The organism is Marinobacter sp. AN1, assembly GCF_026013985.1.
Lineage (GTDB): Bacteria > Pseudomonadota > Gammaproteobacteria > Pseudomonadales > Oleiphilaceae > Marinobacter > Marinobacter segnicrescens.
This window is the reverse complement of sequence record NZ_CP110342.1, coordinates 1,306,434-1,322,192: the sequence shown is the minus strand read 5'-3', so window position 1 is coordinate 1,322,192 and position 15,759 is coordinate 1,306,434. Positions and strand designations below refer to the sequence as shown.

The window sequence follows — 15,759 nt, the reverse complement described above, 5'->3', positions numbered from 1 at the left end:
TGGCGGTGATCAACCAACAGGATACGCCACCCCTTCAGCCTGCTTCCATACACCAGAAATCACCATAACTCATGTCTTGAGTGGCCATAATGTACTTGTGCATCAGAACATATAAAGACTTCAGGTAAACTGGTCTCTGGAATCGACCTACTTTAACCAGTGGAATGGTAGTGTGGCGACCACCGATCAATTGAGTGATAAACCGTTGTGCGGCCAATTCCGCTTCGGCAGAGTCCAGACCAGACAGCCAATTCTGGAGCTGTGCAATTCCCTTGCTTGGGTCACAGTCAACCAAAACAGCATACCAATTGGCTGCAACCATTGGATCGGTGCAAAGCGAAGTTTCTTTGGCTGCGATTGAAGCCATGACAGGCGCATCAATACCACCGCTCACAAGAATGTTGATAACTTCGTTTATGTTTGCTTTAAGGGCACCTGGATTACGCCTAAGCCAATCAAGTAACCTGGGCGCCATCGCATCGTGTAACCAAGTTCCATGGTAGACAATATCGTGCAAAACGGAATGCGGCAGCTTTTGCGAGCCCGTGTTATCGAGCTCCCAGCTCAACTCTTTGGATAAAGCGTTTTCAGCTATTTTTGGGAAAACTCGATGGATTTGCTCAAACCAACTTGGGAATCCATTAATTTCCCACGTAATGTAGCGCAACGCTTGCACCACTTCGGACTCATTTAGCCCTTCAGCAAATACTTCATTTTCTGTTGATTCTATCTCTAGCCCGGCCATCGCCAACATCAGAGCATAGGGAACAGAACTACCTCTCGATCCCGTCTCTGATTGCAACTCGGGCTTAAAGTGACGCCATAACTGGACGACCGCGTCTCGGTAAGCTAAAGCTACTTCTCGACCAAAAACGGGCTCAAGCGCTTGCCAATTTGCCCCAACAGTGCGGCTAGTTTTGATGCCATCACCATCGATTTCTCGAAACAAGTAAATCAGGTCGTATGTGATTTCATCTTTACCAACCCCCGGAGGATTACGTACTCTTCCAGGGTTAGCTCTCAACTCAACCATCCACCTATCGCGGCTACTCTGCCGCTCTTGTTCCCTGATCTCTATTCTTCGAATGCGATCTGCTTGTCTTTCTTCAAATTTCCGAACCTCTTCTGGCTCCGGAGGATCGAGCAACTTTTCCAACCGGTCCCCTAATGAGCCATTGGCTGCTACTGCTTCTCGGAGGCTTTCCAATAAAAATGATGGTTTTCCAGCCTGTAAATACACGCGAAAAGATGTGCTCAGCGCTACGAGCTTTTCACTTTCGCTCTTATCTCCATAGCGAATTTCTTCAATCAGTCTTTGTATGTTCTCTGAGTCAAAATTCCAAAAATGGCTTGGCCAAGAAAGCTGCCCATCACTGGAGAGGCAAGCTTCTGACTTTTCTAACCTTCGGGCATTTTCTTCTTTGATACTTGCCCAGTAGAGCGCATCGTTCAATTCAGGCCATTGAGGGACAAGTGCACCTAGCTCGTTTTTGCGGGCGCGAATTTCATGGTCCCGATAGAGTAGGGCTGTTGGCACCACCAGCATGAGAGACATCGAGGCTTTTTCAAATACAGCAGAGTCTCGGGCTTTAATTAACCTTTCAACGGCTCGAATTGCAGGGTTTAAAAGCCATGCATACTCTTCCGAGACGTCACACCAGGCTTTATCAATGAAGGGTGGTTCAGTCAAAAAGTGGTAAAAGCCTTCCGTTATTTGCCTTAAGCTTTTTCGCTCGATTTCGGTCGGACACCGCTCAATAAATCGAACCAAAGCATCGTCCAAACCTGAAGTGCTGAACTCTCGATAAGCAGGAAGCGATTTGATTAAACCTAGAACGTGTTCAACACTCTCGCTGTCCGGCTCCAAGTTGTCCACCAGTTCAGCCAGCAACTCTCTTGGAAGCTCCTCTTGAGATTCTTTCAATCCTCGCCATATGGACTGCTTTTCCTCTTGACCTCCGCAAGTCATCACAGCACGAATCGATGCAATGCGAGCATAGAGGCCTCTCGCGCTGTTTATCGCGATGCTAACTAAGCCTGATACGCAGTCTGACATCTCGCCTTGCCAGACCAGCCTGCCGAGAAAAAATACAGCATCGTCATTCTCACAATGCTCACTGATTAGCTGACTTGCATCTTCTGAGAGATCAGAGCTTGCTATCTTTGAAATCGCACTGTTGTCCCGGGCAGCTCGATTATCCTGGCCTGAAGCAATCTGAGTTACGATCTCTCGCAAAAGCCTCTTTCGCGTCGAAAGAGGCAGCTTAGATGGGTCCCCTCCCTCAACTGCAATTTCTGGCCACTCTGATAGAACCCTTTGGCGAATTGCCTCGTCGTACAAAATAAGCCAAGGGAGGAGTGGCCTAAGCCGAGGAGTAATAATGTTCTCTCCATATTGGTTGCGAAAGACTAGGCTTTCAATTGAGTAGCGGCTACTCCCTGATTTCAAGAGCTCATTAAACCATTCAGCTGCGAGCAACTCTCTCACGTCTCGATGTCTGAAACGGACGGCCCCATAAATAACGTCGTTAAAAATCCCGCGATCTAGCAAGGACCGGACATCAGCGGGATCCCAATCGGTGAGTACCGATTCAGCATCAATTTCCCGTCGGATCGCAGTGCTATCGGGCACAGTTATCCCAGCTTGGCCGGTTAAAACAACAGCGGCAGCCAATCGCCTTGCGCCATCTCGAGCGACCTCAATATTTAACGGTTTACGTTGCGCTCGGTCCTCGCTATGGCTATCGACTAGCCGCCTATCAATGTTGTGACGCAACAGCTCTAGTCGGCCACCAAGAAAACCATCGTCATTCCACTTAGCAAGAATGCCATCCAGGTCAAATGGCCGCTCAGCAAGACTCCAAAGGTCTGCTCTTTCAATTTCCTGTAACAAGCGATTAACGCCATCCGCCTGACGATCTTCACAGAATTGACGAATTCTAGGCACGTCCAGGGGACGAAGACTGTACAACGTCAATGCGCTTTTGGAATCAGAACTAACGTCATCATTGCCGTTCCTTTCCTCAGTTTTAGGCTCAGCGAAGGGAAGGATCTCGTCCAGTAATCTCCGATCCTCCCGCGGTCGCCATGAGTATGGTCGGCTAGATAGGATTATATGGGCCCGGTGAACTCCGCTTCGAATACCCTTGGCGAATTTGCGGAGTGCTTTTCCAAACATTCTCGGATTTTCCAGCCTAGCTTCGTCGATAGAATCGAGAAAAAACCATGCCTCGTCCGTTGATTGGAGCCACTGGTTAAACTGCGAACTTTCACCAACCTCAAACGCCTCATAGAAATCGCCTTCAATGTCCTCTATTCGAATGAAAAAAGAGGCCTTTCCTTGTCTCGAAAGCACTACCGCTCGCTGGCGCATTTCCTCTGTCTTGCCTGCACCTGCTTCGGCCAAGATGACGCAGCGGAACTTCTTTTCAATATCATCCCAGCCTTCGGTACCCATTAGCCCAAAGCCATAGAATGCTTCGTCGTGTTCTGATTCATCACTTTTAGGAACAAGCGAAAACTGTCGATCCAAGCTGACATAACCATCTGAATTCATAATCAATGATCTTCGGTTTTTTGTTTGTCGAAGTGTAATCCCCCCATTTTTAGCGGGGTTCAAAAGTAGACCTCAGGCCATCATGGCCAACTTCTGTTGAGGGGTAATCCCTCCAAGTCCCATGTTGGGCCGTTCGTGATTGTAGTGCCATAGCCAGCGGGTGGCGTAATCCTGGACTTCGTCGGTGCTGTCGAACAGATAGTGAGCCAGCCAGTCATACCGTACCGTTCGGTTGTAGCGTTCGATGTAGGCGTTCTGCTGGGGCTTGCCGGGCTGGATAAACACCAGTTGGATGCCCTGGGTTTCGGCCCAGGTCGCCAGCTTGCCACTGATGTACTCCGGGCCATTGTCACAGCGAATAGAGCGTGGTTTGCCTCGCCATTCGATGATTTGCTCCAGTGCGCGGATCACACGCTCTGCCGGCAACGAGAAGTCGACCTCAATGCCCAGCCCCTCTCGATTAAAATCGTCGATGACGTTCAGTAACCGATAACTGCGGCTGTCACTAAGTTGGTCATGCATAAAGTCCATGGACCAGCTGTCGTTAATCGTTTCCGGCACGGCCAAGGGCTCCGGCTTTTGACGAACCAGACGCTTCTTGGGCTTGATGCGCAAATTCAGCTCCAGCTCCCGGTAAATCCGGTATACCCGCTTATGGTTCCAGGTAAAGCCTTTCACATTACGCAGATGCAGGAAGCACAGACCGAAGCCCCAATTCCGCTGGTTGTGGGTTAACCGGATTAGCCAGTCCGCGATCTCAGCATTTTCGCTGCTGAGCTTGGCCTGGTAGCGGTAACAGGTCTCGCTGATACTGAACATCCAACACGCCAGGCGAATACTGACGCCCTTCTCACCGACGGCTTTCTGCGCCATCTCACGGCGACGAGACGGCTTCACCACTTTTTTTCGATGGCTTCCTTGAGGATGTCCGACTTGAGCCGTTCCTCGGCGTACATCTTCTTGAGCCGGCGGTTCTCATCCTCCAGCTCCTTCAACCGGGCCATCATGGAAGCGTCCATGCCACCGAACTTAGCGCGCCACTTGTAAAAGGTTGCACTACTCATGCCGTGCTCACGGCACAACTCCGGAACCGGGACGCCATTCTCGGCTTGCTTCAGGATCGACAGGATCTGGCTGTCGGAAAAACGTGATTTCTTCATGCAGAATCTCCCTGCGTGTAGCTTACGGAAAATTCTACTTTTGACTACCGCTGTTTTTCGGGGAGATTACCGAAGGAGTCATTATGAGCATACGTCAGCGAGTTCGTGCAGAACAGGCATGTCGCTCTTAAGCACATCACCAATTTAGGGAATGGTTACAGATCCTGAGGGAAGGGACCAAAAGGCAAAAAGAGTCCGAGCGAATGTTCGCTTTTGTTGAAAAGGGGGCTCAAAAGAGGCTTAGCGATCCGAAAGATAGAGAGCCTGACCCCAGGACGTATGCCACGACAATGTAATTCGTTCGGCCAGTTTATGGTGAAACCACCACAAAACGCAGGTGCGGCGGAAATTTTATGCTTCAATTTTTGGAAAATTTATGGGTAAAACCACAAGAACCATATCTCCCCCGAATCAGTTATCTTCGTCAAGACCAGCACTTGCCCTTGTTGGCGCTTCCTTGTGCACTCGCTGCCTGCTCCCGCTATTCCATTCTTTCGGGATCAATCGGACCTTGATCTTCTTCGCTACCCTTTTTCCGAACCCCACTGAAATCATTGTTGGCGAAGGCCTCCATCAGAATTGCCTGTTCAATGGCGCTACGCTGTGAAGGACGGCAGGGAAAGCGGACTACCAGGTGTATCTCCCCGGCCAACGGGACCTGGAGACTGACCCTTGGATCCACCACTGGCACCTCCAATCCCCGGCGGTCGCCAAGACGCCGCATGTAGCGGCGAGCGGTTTCAAGGAAGGGTTCGCACTGGGCCTGGGTGGCGTCCAGCAACACCTTCTGGGCGAGTTGCCAGTTGTCGTCTCGCTTGAAGGGCACAGTGAATACATGGAGAACATAGTCCTCGGTAAAGCTCTCATTGATAACGGGCTCGGACACAAACAGGGAGTTGGGAATCACGGTGGCCCGGCCGGTACGCTGGTGGGTCAGCTTTCCGGGACCCACTTCAAGGATGGTGGTAGCCAACAGGTTCTGGTCGATCACATCGCCGCGAAAATCCTTGACCTGGATCCTGTCGCCAATATCAAAGGATCGGGCACCGCCCTTTACCAGGCTCCCCATGAAGCAGAGAATCAACTCCTTGGTGGCCACCACAAAGGCGACCGCAATCGCGACAATCGACAGCGCCAGGGTGCGCAACTCCTGCCCCCAGATAAGCACCAGGCCAAGAAGGAAAACCAGGATAAGACCGTTGCGAGTCTGCACCAGCCATTTGCGACGAAGCTCCGTGGACTGGATGCTGGTACGAATGACCTTGGACAGAACCGCTCGCACCACCAGCACGATCAGCAAAAGAGCGACCGTAGTACCCAGGAGGCGCAATGCCGGCATGGACAGGTTCAACTCGGCAATGGCAGCAGGAATCTGCTCTAGCATGGTTACCGGGCCTCACCCCAACGGGGCACCAGGGATTGCGGCAGGCCGAGATGATCCAGCAGGCGGGCGACGATGAAATCCACCAGGTCGTCGACGGAGGAGGGGTTGTGGTAGAAACCCGGGCAAGCAGGCATGATGACAGCCCCCATACGCGTCAGTTTGAGCATATTTTCAAGGTGAACCTCTGAATAAGGCGCCTCACGGGGGACCAGGATGAGCTGACGACGCTCTTTCAACGCCACATCACCTGCCCTTTCGATAAGGTTGTTACTGGCACCAGTAGCAAGCGCCGACAGGGTACCGGTGCTGCAGGGGCAGATGACCAGTGGGGACCTTTCACCGGAGCCGGATGCCGGTGGCGCAAACCAGTCCTCGTGACCGAACACTTTTAACTGCCCCTCCTCCGCACCGGTCCAGGACTGCAGGCTCACCAGGGCGGCGGCTGTGGAGGCAGGCAACTGTATTTCCGTCTCAGTGGCCAGCACAATACGTGCGGCCTTGCTAACCATGACATTGACGCGACACCCCTGGGCAACCAGGCACTGCAACAGCCGTAAGCCATACTGGGCGCCGGAGGCCCCAGTAAGGGCCAGATTGATGGTACGAGGCTCAGCGACCATGGCTGGCTTTCTCTTCAAGACGGGCGATCAGTCGCTGGTGAATGCCACCAAACCCCCCGTTACTCATGATCACCACGTGACAGGGCTCTGAAATCTCATCCAGAACCCGCTCCAACAGGCCGTCGATGGTCGTATCAAGCTGGTGCCTTTCAGGGTCACCGCCACTGTTCCGATAATCCCCCATCAATTCAGAGAGCCAGTCAGCCCGGCTGGTGTTGGCCCAGATAACCCGGTCCGCCAGTCGGGCACTGTCCAGCAGCCGGTCGCGGTGAACACCCTGCTGCATGGTATTGGAACGCGGCTCGATCAGCGCAACAATCAGGTCGTCACCCACCTGGTTACGCAGCCCTTCCAGCGTGGTAGCGATAGCCGTCGGGTGGTGGGCGAAATCGTCGTAGACCTTGACTCCACTCACATCGGCCAGCAACTCCATGCGTCGCTTGACGCCACCGAATCGATTCAGGGCGGCCACGGCATGGTCCGGCGTTACCCCTACATGCCGAGCTGCGGCGATGGCTGAGAGCGCGTTGCGAACATTGTGCAGGCCTGTCATTTTCCAGTTAACGGTCGCCACCGGCTGCTCGTGATGGATCAGCATGAACGAGGAGCCATCCTCTTTAAGCAGCTCGGCGCGCCAGTCCGGCGCCTCGGCTTCACTACCGATGGCGGTGCTCTGCACCGGGCTCCAGCAACCCATGGCCAGCGCCCGGTCCAGGTGTTCATCCATCGCCGGACGGATGATCGTTCCCTTCGAGGGCACGGTACGCACCAGGTGATGAAACTGGCGCTCGATAGCTTCGACATTATCGAAAATATCAGCGTGGTCGAATTCAAGGTTGTTGAGAATGCAGGTATGGGGCCGGTAGTGAATGAACTTTGAGCGCTTGTCAAAGAAGGCGCTGTCGTACTCATCAGCCTCAATCACGAAAAAGTCGCTGCTGCCCAGTCGCGCGGATACCGGGAAATCACGGGGCACGCCGCCCACCAGGTAGCCCGCATCGAATCCGCTCTGTTCAAGTATCCAGAGCAACATGGCGGTGGTGGTGGTCTTGCCATGGGTGCCCGCAACCGCGAGCACCCACCGGTGCCGGAGGACCTCCCGGGCAAGCCACTCGGGGCCAGACATGTAATCCAGGTTGCGGTTGAGCACCGCCTCCACCTCGGGATTACCACGGGACATGGCGTTACCTATCAGCACCAGGTCCGGCGCCGGTTCAGGTTCTCTGCCCGGTAGCCTTCCATCAGGGTGATGCCCTGGGCTTCCAGCTGGGTGCTCATGGGCGGGTAAACCCCCTGGTCTGAGCCAGTCACCGTGTGGCCCAGCTCCCGTGCCAGTACCGCCAGGCTGCCCATGAAGGTGCCGCAGATTCCCAGAATGTGGATATGCATGACGTGCCAGAATTCCTTGATGGTGTTGATGACAGCTGAAAGTCGTTATTTCCAGCGACGAGCCAGTTCGCCGCGGCGATCAGAAGCTCCCAAGACTCCCGTATACGTAAGGTTCCGTCAAGCCGGGCGTCATGAAAACTCCGCGGGATTCACGTATGATTCGCCTCCATAGAGACATGCTAATCCAACCACCAGGAGGCGCCAGCCCAAGATGGCCATCAAGAACGCGTTCTATGCCCAGTCCGGCGGGGTCACCGCTGTCATTAATGCCAGTGCCTGCGGGGTTATCGAAACCGCGCGCAAGCACCCGGACCAGATCGGCAAGGTCTATGCCGGCCGTAACGGCATTATCGGGGCTCTCAGGGAAGAGCTGATCGACACGTCCGAAGAGTCCGATGACGCCATCCGCGCGCTGATGCATACCCCCGGCGGAGCCTTTGGTTCGTGCCGCTACAAGATGAAGAACCTCACCGAGAACCGCCGCGAATACGAGCGTCTGGTAGAGGTTTTCCGCGCCCACGATATCGGTTACTTCTTCTATAACGGCGGTGGGGATTCCCAGGATACGGCGTTCAAGGTGTCCCAGATTGCCGACAAGATGGGCTACCCCATCACCTGTATTGGCGTACCCAAGACCGTCGACAACGACCTGCCGTTTACTGACTGCTGCCCAGGGTTCGGCTCGGTGGCCAAGTACGTGGCTACCTCGACACTGGAGGCCAGCCTCGACATCCGCTCCATGTGCGAGTCTTCCACCAAGGTATTCATCCTCGAGGTGATGGGGCGCCACGCCGGCTGGATTGCCGCGGCCGGGGGCCTGGCAGGCAATGGCCGGGATGAGCCGCCCCATATCATTCTGTTCCCGGAAATTCCGTTCGAACGCGAGGCCTTCCTCGCCCGTGTCGAGCAGTCGGTGAAAGACTATGGCTACTGCGTTGTAGTGGCGTCGGAAGGCGCCCAGTACGAGGACGGCCGCTTCGTTGCGGATGCGGGCGGCAAGGACGCGTTTGGGCATACCCAACTCGGTGGTGTTGCCCCTACCTTGGCCAACATGGTCAAACAGGCCCTGGGCTACAAGTTCCACTGGGCTGTCGCCGACTACCTGCAACGGGCGGCACGCCACATTGCCTCCGCCACCGATGTAGAGCAGGCCTACACCGTGGGCCAGAAAGCAGTGGAAATGGCGCTCGCCGGCAAGCAAGCGGTCATGCCCATTATTGTAAGGGAGCAATCCAGCCCGTACCGCTGGCACATCGGCGAGGCCCCCTTGAGCGAAGTGGCCAACCAGGAAAAGAAAATGCCAATTCACTACATTTCTGACGACGGATTCGGGATTACCGAAGACTGCCGGGAATACCTCCAGCCGCTGATCGAGGGCGAAGCCTTCCCACCCTTTGAAAACGGCATCCCGAAAGTCGCTCACCTGAAGAACGTACTCGCAGAGAAGAAGCTGAAAACACCGTTCGAGGTCTGATGGAAGTCGCTGCCTCGCAACGAAAAAGGCCCCGGCGAACAACTCGCCGGGGCCTTTTGTCTTTGTAGCAACAGGAAAATACCGGGGCGTTCAACTGGCTTGACGAGCCACGTAACGGGAAAACTCATCAAAACCACCCACGTACTCACTGCCGACAAGAATCTGCGGCACCGTATATACCGGGTGCCCGATCTTCGCAGCAACGTCTTCCTTGGTCAGGCCAAGCGCGGGCATATCCACGAATTCGTGCTCAAAACCTTTCTGGTCACAAAGTTGGCGTGCCATGGCGCAGAAGCCGCAGCTCATGCGGCCGTATATCGTTACCTTTTCCAAGGTTCACCTCCGGGTTATTCTGACATTCAGGGCGATCATCATCGCTTCATCCGGCCCCTCTGCCCAGTTGATGCTTTGAATAACGATCATAGGCATCGCCGATAACCGTGGCTATAAGGATCCCCCGAGCCCGGGCTCCCCTCCATCAAGGGCCTCTCCATACAGAAATTCCCGCAACAACGGTTCGCCGTTAAACTCGGCGCGTAGCACAGCAATAAAGGTGTAGACACCAATAAGTTTACGATTAAGAAAGACAAACTCCTTTGGTGGCACCCGGAAATAGCGACTGATGGCAGACCTTGCCGCTTCCCGGGCAACACGGGAAGGCAGGTCACTCTGCTTCCAGCGATACTGGCCCTGGTCGTTCACGGCATATTCAGGCCAGCCTTGACTGGCGGGCGCAAGCGGTTCCAGCACGGACATACAGACCTGTCCGAACTTGTCGAGCACCTCGTCCGGCCACTCCCGCTTCATGAAATGCAGCCGGACACCACCGTCGATCACCGCCGGCAGGTCTTGCTCGTAGGACGCACGAATCATCTGGATTACCGGGTCCAGGAAGTCATCGCTGTATTGCTGAACCGCTCCGAAATCCAGCAGCACCACCTGGTCCCGTTCGTTGCCCCCTTCCCCGGCCAGTCGGATGCGGTAGTTCCCGAAATTGGGATCCGTCTGGATTTCACCCCAGTCAAAAAGCTCCCGGAAGAACAGTTCCAGGGCGGCCTTGCCCAGCTCACTTCGGCGCTCCACCGCCAGCGCTGCCACCGCCTCTGAGCTGACGGGATGCCCGTGCTCGTAGGTCTGCGCAATAATATGGGGAGTGGTGTACTGCATCAGCACCCTGGGCACCACGAAGCGGGGATCATCGGCCAGGCGCTCCCTGAACCGCTCGGTCGTATCGGCCTCCAGCGCGTAGTTCACCTCCCGGTGCATCATTTCCCGGACTTCTTCCAGCCAGTCATTGAACTCGGGGCCAAAGGAAACCAGCCGGGCCACTCGCAGCAACTGGGCAACGGCATCCAGGTCGCTGTCCACTGCACGGTCTACGCCCGGGTACTGTATCTTGAGCACCAGTTCCAGACCGTCAAAGCGGCGCCGTGCCCGGTGAACCTGCCCAAGGGACGCGGCTCCGATGGGCTCGGGGTCCACCTCCAGCTCTGCCAGCCGGTCCGCGCCCAGCTCCTCCCGGATCACCTTTTGAACGGCTTTCCACTCCAGGGCAGACGTCTGGTCTTCAAGGGTATGCAGGGCTTCGGTGACTTCTTCGGGAAGGAAATGCTCACCGTAAAGGGCCATCATCTGACCGATCTTGACCACGCTGCCCTTGAGCTGCCCAAGTTCGTCCACCAGGAACTGCGCCTGCTTCGACAACATGGCCTTGTGGCGCTGTTCCCTCTGGTCAGCACTGGAAAGCCAACTGGTAGCCATGTGAGAAGCCATTCGGGTACCGGCAAACAGGCCTGCCCGGGTCATGGTCAGCCTCCGCTCGAAGCTGCCGGTGCGGATTCTGGAGACAGTTTTTCCTTTACGAGGCTTGGACATGGCCCACCTGACAGGTCGTGATCGTCAACCGGTGAATGGAAACGTCTCGCTCCCGCAAAGGCCCGGATCAGACAGGCTGCACCGGAAGCGTTGCAAACAGGATACCAGCCTCAGGAGGCTGTTTGGTGAACAGAGGGGCGAACGATGCCAGCGGCATCATGGCCAAGAGCCCTGGCCAGCGTGTTTGTCAGCTGATCGGCCAACTCCGGCATGGAAACGGTGGCGTTGAAATCACGGACCTGGCACATCGGCAAGCCAGAGAAGCCACAGGGGTTGATACGGCTGAACGGCTCCATGTCCATATCCACGTTCAGCGCCAGCCCGTGGAAAGAGCACCCACGCCGCACCCTCAGGCCAAGCGAGGCAATCTTGGCCCCATCCACGTAGACTCCCGGGGCGTCTGGCCGTGGCGCGGCAGTAATACCCTGATCCCCAAGCACGGAAACCAGGGACTGCTCGATAATATCCACCAGCTGGCGAACGCCAAGGCCGGCCCGGGGCAGATCGATCATCAGGTAAACCACCAGTTGGCCGGGCCCGTGGTAGGTCACCTGGCCACCGCGGTCCGCCTGCACCACCGGGATATCTCCCGGCGCGAGGATATGTTCCGCCTTTCCGGCCTGCCCCTGGGTGTAGACCGGTGAATGCTGGACACACCAGAGTTCATCCGCCACGCTTCCATCGCGCTCGGCCGTGAATGTCTTCATGGCTTCCCATACGGATTCATAGGGCTGCAGCCCCAGGTCCCGTACGATCAGCAAAGTCGGTCGCTCCCGCATCACAAAACCATGTGGACCCGGCCACTGGCCTTGAGGTCCTCGAACAGCGCCTTTAGCTGGGGCTCTCCAGTGGCGACAATACGCAACCGGACAGAGGTAAAGCGCCCGTTGCGGCTGTCCGTCACGGTAATATGCTCCTCACGGATGCCTGGTGCGTGCGAATTCACAACGGACACCACGAACTCAGTAAAGTCCGGAGCTGCGTCCCCTATGACCTTGATAACGTAGTCACAGGGGAACTCGATTTTGGGCGCTGAGGGTTGAGACATGAAACTGCCCCTCCTGTTAATGCCTGGCCTGGCCTGCTCAGTTGAACAGGTTATGGAAGAACAGCTTGATGGCATCAAGTAGCCGTTTGAACAAGCCCCCTTCGGGGACCGGCTCGACGGCAACGAGGGGCCGCTTGGCCAGGACCTCACCATCGAAGCTGATGGTCACGGTACCCAGTTCGTCCCCGGCTGACACCGGCGCCTTGATCACCGAGTCCACTTCTACCACAGACTCCAGTGAGTCCCTCGCCCCTCGGGGGATGGTAAGCACCATATCCGAGGCCAGGCCCAGGTTCATCTGGTCCTGCTTACCACCCCAGACCCGGCTTTCCAGCAAGGATTCACCGCTGTCGAACAGGCGCGCCGTTTCGTAGTAGCGGAAACCGTAGTTGAGCATTTTCTGCACCTCACGGGCACGGGCCTCGCTGCTGTCGGTACCCATCACCACCGCGATCAGACGGGTGTCATCACGCTGCGCGGAGGCCACCAGGCAATAACCCGCTTCCTCGGTATGGCCGGTTTTCAAGCCATCCACCGACGGATCACGCCACAGGAGGGAATTCCTGTTGGGCTGCCGGATATTGTTGTAGGTGAAGTGTTTCTCCGCGTAGAGCGGGTAGTTCTCAGGGTAATCATTGATAATGGCGGCGGCCAGCAGGGCCAGGTCATAGGCCGTGGAATACTGGTTTTCATGGGGCAGGCCAGTTGCCGTTTCGAAGCGGGTATTCTTCATGCCCAGCAACTGTGCCTGCTGGTTCATGACATCCGCAAAGGCACCCTCGGAACCGGCAACATGCTCGGCAAGCGCCACGGAGGCGTCGTTACCGGACTGGATGATCACGCCTTTGAGCAAATCCTCGACACTGACCCGTGAGCCCTCCTGCACGAACATCCGCGAGCCCCCGGTTTTCCAGGCCTTGACGCTGATCGGAACCATTTCATCCATGCTCAGCCGATTTTCATCCAGCTCCCGTTCGACAATGTAGGCGGTCATCATCTTGGTCAGGCTGGCCGGCGGCAGGCGCTCGTCGCTGTTTGATTCCATCAGGATCCGGCCACTGGCGGGGTCCATCAGCACATAGGAACTGCCATTGATCTGGGGCGGAGAGGGTATCAGTACCTGCTGGGCCTGGGCCATCAGTGGCAACAAAGCCATCAGCACAAGGGTCATCAACAGACGAGGCATGGCATTACGAGTCATGGGCTTGTTCACATTACTTCCGGATCAGTGGATTGGCCGGCACAGGGCCGGCAAAGATTCAAGTCAGTGGCGATCAGTAAGGACCATCGCCTGGCGGAACCCCTCTGACGCAAGGCGCTCCATGGCACGTTCGGCATCGCCGTGATCGCCGAAAGGCCCCACCTGCACCCGGTGAAATTCACCGGATGCGGTCGAAATCTGGCGCACCCGCACCGACTCTCCAGTACGCTGTCTGACGGCATGCTCGAGTTGCCGGGCCGGATCAACCTGGCTGAAAGACCCAAGCTGCACGAACAGGGCATTGCCCCCGGCCGTAGACGGTTCCGATTGTGCAACGGACGTTTTCCCGACACCCGCGTTAACGCCACCTTCCGGCGTCCACGGCTGTCCCGCCAGAGTCATCGAGCCGTCTTCACGGACGGTAATAGAGGCGACTTCTACCCGGGCGGTGCCATTGCCCAGGAAATCCAGCTTCTTGGCGGCCGCCCAGGACAAGTCTATCAGACGGTCACCGTGAAAGGGGCCCCGATCATTGACCCGAACGATCACGGAACGTCCGTTGTCCAGGTTTGTGACCCGGGCATAGCTGGGAAGCGGAAGGCTCTTGTGGGCGGCCGACATCTCGTACATGTCATAGACTTCGCCGTTGGAGGTCTTGTGGCCATGGAACTTCTTGCCATACCAGCTTGCAATGCCCCGCTGGACATAGCCGTCGGCATCGCTGACTGGCATGACCCGGTATTGCTTGCCCCACACGGTGTAGGGCGACTTGTTGCCAGCTGAGCGGGGCACCTCATACCTTGGCATGGCGTTGCCCAACGAACTGATATCCACGTCCTGCGCAGGACCGTGGTCCTGGGCGATGGTGTAACGACCGGAATGGTCGGTTTCCTTCGGCTTGGACGCGCAACCGGCCAGTACCAGTGCCATCACGGCAAGGACTGCCGTTACGCGCAAATCAGGGTGCTTCATGATTGTGTTCCGTTCCTGCCGATGATGCCTTCAACAATTCCTGCCGGAGCTCACCGGCCATCTCATTGACGGCCAGCCCATAGAGATGACTGTGATTGTACCGGGTAATCACGTAAAAGTTATGGTACGTGAGCCACCAGCGGTGGCCATCCGGCCCTTCCACCCGGAATGCCCTGGCCGGCTCTTTGTCCGCCAGCTCCGCGGGCAACTGCAACCCGGCGGCACGATAATCAGAGACCGTAAACCGGGGGCGAAGTTCCCGAATGACCAGCCTTTGCGGCACTGACACCCCCGTTTCCAGCGGTGTTGCAACCGGACCACCCGACCGCCAGCGATGCTCGTGGAAATAATTGGCGACACTGCCGATGGCGTCAACCGGGTTATCAAAGATATCGGCGATGCCATCATCGTCAAAGTCTACAGCGTAGTGTCGGTAGCTGGAGGCAATGAACTGACCATAGCCCATGGCACCTGCGTAGGATCCTTCCAGCTGGCCGGGCTCAAAGCCCTGTTCACGTGCCATCAGGAAGAACTGCTTCAGTTCACTGCGGAAAAAGGCACTGCGCGGAGGATAGTCAAAGGCCAGGGTGGCCAGGGCGTCCAGCACGGGAAAGGAGCCACGGTACCGGCCGTACCAGGTTTCTACGCCAATAATGGCAGCGATGATCTCCCGGGGCACCCCGAACTCGGCCTCGGCCCGGTCAAATGCCGCCCGATGTTCCTTCAGGAAGTCGACACCCTGTTCAACCCTCTCCGGTTTGATAAAAATCGCCCGGTATTCCCGCCAGGTCAGGGTTTTCTCGGCCGGCGAACTGATCCTCTCGATAACCAGGTCATTGCGGCGAGCCTCCCCGAGCCATTTCCGGAGGCGGTCAGCATCGAAACCATGCTCACTGGCCATTTCACGGATAAATACTCTGCCCTCGCGGGTCTCAGCATAGCCAGCCGCGCTCGACAGGGCCGGGCAGGCAACCATCAGAATCAGCGGAAAGAGCAAGCACTTCAGGGCCTTCATGAACATCTCGGAGCCAGGTTTTTGCCGGGAGGTTACCATGGGGTTACAGGGGGCACCATTACCGG

Annotated in this window: 12 protein-coding genes and 1 pseudogene; 1 reads left to right on the top strand and 12 read right to left on the bottom strand. The window is 56.4% G+C overall.

Annotated features, from left to right (window positions below; translation table 11 throughout):
- Nucleotides 1-34: 34 nt before the first annotated feature.
- The 5 genes and pseudogenes from LJ360_RS05965 to mpl all read right to left on the bottom strand — a co-directional run bounded on the left by LJ360_RS05965 (nt 35) and on the right by mpl (nt 8,109).
- Nucleotides 35-3,556, bottom strand: coding sequence for a hypothetical protein (locus LJ360_RS05965; RefSeq protein WP_264995579.1), 3,522 nt, complete (start codon nt 3,554-3,556; stop codon nt 35-37).
- Between the two features lie 72 nt (nt 3,557-3,628).
- A protein-coding gene (locus LJ360_RS05960; protein ID WP_091854787.1) for an IS3 family transposase occupies nt 3,629-4,716 on the bottom strand; the annotation gives its coding sequence in 2 pieces (ribosomal slippage) (nt 3,629-4,464 and nt 4,464-4,716; 1,089 coding nt in all).
- 481 nt (nt 4,717-5,197) lie between these two features.
- A complete protein-coding gene (locus LJ360_RS05955; RefSeq protein ID WP_264995578.1) occupies nt 5,198-6,100 on the bottom strand; it encodes a mechanosensitive ion channel family protein in 903 nt (300 codons plus the stop codon).
- Between the two features lie 2 nt (nt 6,101-6,102).
- Nucleotides 6,103-6,720, bottom strand: a complete 618-nt coding sequence (locus LJ360_RS05950; protein ID WP_264995577.1) for a flavin prenyltransferase UbiX — start codon at nt 6,718-6,720, stop codon at nt 6,103-6,105.
- Nucleotides 6,710-8,109, bottom strand: a pseudogene (gene mpl / locus LJ360_RS05945) (UDP-N-acetylmuramate:L-alanyl-gamma-D-glutamyl-meso-diaminopimelate ligase). Before mpl ends, LJ360_RS05950 begins: the two are co-directional and overlap by 11 nt.
- Nucleotides 8,110-8,320: 211 nt before the next feature.
- On the opposite strand from mpl, the gene LJ360_RS05940 reads away from it, so the two are divergent.
- Nucleotides 8,321-9,583 carry a 6-phosphofructokinase gene (locus LJ360_RS05940; RefSeq protein WP_091853299.1) on the top strand — a complete coding sequence of 421 codons (1,263 nt, stop codon included), beginning with the start codon at nt 8,321-8,323 and terminating at the stop codon, nt 9,581-9,583.
- 90 nt (nt 9,584-9,673) lie between these two features.
- Here LJ360_RS05940 and LJ360_RS05935 read toward each other — a convergent pair whose 3' ends face one another.
- The 7 genes from LJ360_RS05935 to mltB all read right to left on the bottom strand — a co-directional run bounded on the left by LJ360_RS05935 (nt 9,674) and on the right by mltB (nt 15,694).
- A complete protein-coding gene (locus tag LJ360_RS05935; protein WP_264995576.1) occupies nt 9,674-9,916 on the bottom strand; it encodes a GrxA family glutaredoxin in 243 nt (80 codons plus the stop codon).
- Nucleotides 9,917-10,027: 111 nt separating this feature from the next.
- Nucleotides 10,028-11,458, bottom strand: a complete 1,431-nt coding sequence (locus LJ360_RS05930; protein ID WP_264995575.1) for an ABC1 kinase family protein — start codon at nt 11,456-11,458, stop codon at nt 10,028-10,030.
- 110 nt (nt 11,459-11,568) lie between these two features.
- Nucleotides 11,569-12,165 (bottom strand): lipoyl(octanoyl) transferase LipB, encoded by a 597-nt coding sequence (lipB, locus tag LJ360_RS05925; protein WP_413774420.1) that lies wholly within the window; start codon nt 12,163-12,165, stop codon nt 11,569-11,571.
- Between the two features lie 71 nt (nt 12,166-12,236).
- Nucleotides 12,237-12,506, bottom strand: a complete 270-nt coding sequence (locus tag LJ360_RS05920) for a YbeD family protein (protein ID WP_264995572.1) — start codon at nt 12,504-12,506, stop codon at nt 12,237-12,239.
- A gap of 37 nt (nt 12,507-12,543) precedes the next feature.
- Nucleotides 12,544-13,692: a D-alanyl-D-alanine carboxypeptidase family protein gene (locus tag LJ360_RS05915; RefSeq protein ID WP_245742641.1), complete on the bottom strand. Its 1,149-nt coding sequence runs from the start codon at nt 13,690-13,692 to the stop codon at nt 12,544-12,546.
- A gap of 78 nt (nt 13,693-13,770) precedes the next feature.
- On the bottom strand, nt 13,771-14,679 hold the full coding sequence (locus LJ360_RS05910; protein ID WP_264995571.1) for a septal ring lytic transglycosylase RlpA family protein: 909 nt from the start codon (nt 14,677-14,679) through the stop codon (nt 13,771-13,773).
- A complete protein-coding gene (gene mltB, locus LJ360_RS05905) occupies nt 14,666-15,694 on the bottom strand; it encodes a lytic murein transglycosylase B (RefSeq protein ID WP_245742639.1) in 1,029 nt (342 codons plus the stop codon). Before mltB ends, LJ360_RS05910 begins: the two co-directional genes overlap by 14 nt.
- Between the last annotated feature and the right edge of the window lie 65 nt (nt 15,695-15,759).